1 protein-coding gene is annotated in these 2,477 nt (G+C 71.5%); it reads left to right on the top strand.

Annotated features, from left to right (window positions below; translation table 11 throughout):
- A partial coding sequence (gene lysX, locus R6V09_RS50835) for a bifunctional lysylphosphatidylglycerol synthetase/lysine--tRNA ligase LysX (RefSeq protein ID WP_317888202.1) occupies positions 1-2,271 on the top strand: 2,271 nt, incomplete at its 5' end.
- Between the last annotated feature and the right edge of the window lie 206 nt (positions 2,272-2,477).

Genomic DNA, 2,477 nt, shown 5'->3' with positions numbered 1-2,477 from the left:
CGCGCCGGGCTCGGCGCCCTGCAACTCGGCGACGAGGCCATCCTGCACGTCGCCGACTTCGACCTCGCCGGCCGCGACATGCGCGTCACCCGCCAGGCCGTGAGCCGCGTCCGCCGCGCCGGTGCCACCTGCCGCATCCGCCGCCATGCCACCCTCACCGACGCCGAGATGGAGGAGGTGGTCAACCGCGCCGACGCCTGGCGCGACACCGAGACCGAACGCGGCTTCTCCATGGCCCTGGACCGCCTCGGCGACCCGGCCGACGGCGACTGCCTCCTCGTAGAAGCACTCGGCGAGGACGGCAAGTTGCTCGCCCTGCTCTCCCTCGTCCCCTGGGGCACCGACGGCGTCTCCCTCGACCTGATGCGCCGTGACCGCACCGCTCCCAACGGGGTCATGGAGTTCATGGTCGCCGAACTCTGCGCCGCCGCCCCCAAGTTGGGCGTCCACCGCATCTCCCTCAACTTCGCCGTGTTCCGCTCGGCCTTCGAGGAGGGCGCCCGCATCGGCGCAGGACCGGTGCTCCGCCTGTGGCGCCGCCTCCTGCTGTTCTTCTCCAAGTGGTGGCAACTGGAGGCCCTTTACCGCTCCAACGCCAAATACCACCCCGAGTGGTACCCGCGCTTCATCTGCTACGGCGAGACCGCCTCCCTGGCCCGGATCAGCCTCGCCTCCGGTATCGCCGAGGGCTTCGTGCCCGTACCGTCGCTGCGCCAACTCTGGGGAAAGGGGCACCCGAAGAGCGGACCGCGGCCCGCGACCACGGCCGGTCTGCCGTCCCTGTCGGCGCTCGGCCTCGACGGAGGGGACGAGGCCGGGGCCGACGGCCAGGACACCGGCCTGCCGGAACAGGTCCGCGTCCGGCACCACAAACTCGACCGCCTGCGCGCCGCCGGCATCGACCCCTACCCGGTCGGCTTCCCGCAGCGCACCCACACCCTCGCCGAGGTCCGCGCGGGGGAGCAAGTCACCGTCGCCGGGCGGGTCATGCGGGTGCGCGACCTCGGCGGCATCGTCTTCCTCACCCTGCGCGACTGGTCCGGTGACCACCAACTCGCCCTCACCCGCGCCGAGTCGGGCCCGGACCTCGACCGCTTCACCGCCGACACCGACATCGGCGACCACATCACCGCCACCGGCCGCGCGGGCACCAGCGACAAGGGCGAGCCCACCGTCTTCGTCACCTCCTGGCAGCTCACCGGCAAGTGCCTGCGCCCGCTGCCCGACAAACACCGGGGCCTCACCGACCCCGAGGCCAAGGTCCGCATGCGGTACCTCGACCTGGTCGCCAGCCCCGCCGCCCGCGATGTGGTCCGCGCCCGCTCCACCGCCGTACAGGCCCTGCGCCAGGGCCTGTTGGAGCGCGGCTACCTGGAGGTCGAGACCCCGATGCTCCAGCAGATCCACGGCGGCGCCAACGCCCGCCCCTTCACCACCCACATCAACGCCTACGACCTCGATCTGTATCTGCGCATCGCCCCCGAGCTGTACCTCAAGCGGCTGTGCGTCGGCGGCATGGAGAAGGTCTTCGAGATGGGCCGTACCTTCCGCAACGAGGGCGTCTCCTACAAGCACAACCCCGAGTTCACGATGCTGGAGGCCTACCAGGCGTACGCCGACTACGACGTGATGCTCGACCTCGTCCGCGAACTGATCCAGGGTGCGGCCACGGCGGCCTTCGGATCGCCCGTCGCCCGCAAGGACGGCGAGGAGTACGACATCTCGGGACCCTGGCCGGTCAAGACCGTCCACGGGGCGATCTCCGAGGCGCTGGGCGAGGAGATCGACGTCGACACCGAACTGGCCCGCCTGCACCGGCTCTGCGACCGCGCGGGAGTGCCGTACGGCGCCGACGACGGCCGCGGGGACGTCGTACTGGAGATGTACGAGCGGCTGGTGGAGGAGCCGACCCGGCTGCCGACCTTCTACAAGGACTTCCCGACCGACGTCTCCCCGCTCACCCGCCAGCACCGCACCGACCCGCGGCTCGCCGAACGCTGGGACCTGGTCGCCTTCGGCACCGAACTCGGCACCGCCTACTCCGAACTGACCGACCCCGTCGAACAGCGCCGCCGCCTCACCGCCCAGTCGCTGCTGGCCGCCGGGGGAGACCCCGAGGCGATGGAGCTCGACGAGGACTTCCTCGACGCCCTCGAATACGCGATGCCGCCCACCGGAGGCCTCGGCATCGGTGTGGACCGACTGGTCATGTTCCTCACGGGTCTGACGATCCGTGAGACGCTGCCGTTCCCCCTCGTCCGGCGCCGCTGAGCGCCCGAACACTGGGCCGGGCGGGTGCTTTCCTGCCGCCGCTCCGGTGTTGCCGTGGGGCGGCGGTGTCGGTCCGGGCGACTGATGACTCATGAAGAAGGATCAGTCGCTCACGCGCCGACGTGCCCTGCTCGCCGGCGCCGCTGCCGTCGGGGCGGCCGGCACCGCCGGTCTGCTGTACTCCGGACTCTCGGACGACGCCCCCG

The sequence above is a fragment of the Streptomyces sp. W16 genome (assembly GCF_033194735.1).
Taxonomy (GTDB): domain Bacteria; phylum Actinomycetota; class Actinomycetes; order Streptomycetales; family Streptomycetaceae; genus Streptomyces.
Note: the sequence above shows the minus strand (reverse complement) of the source record. Positions and strands in the feature narration are given on the sequence as shown.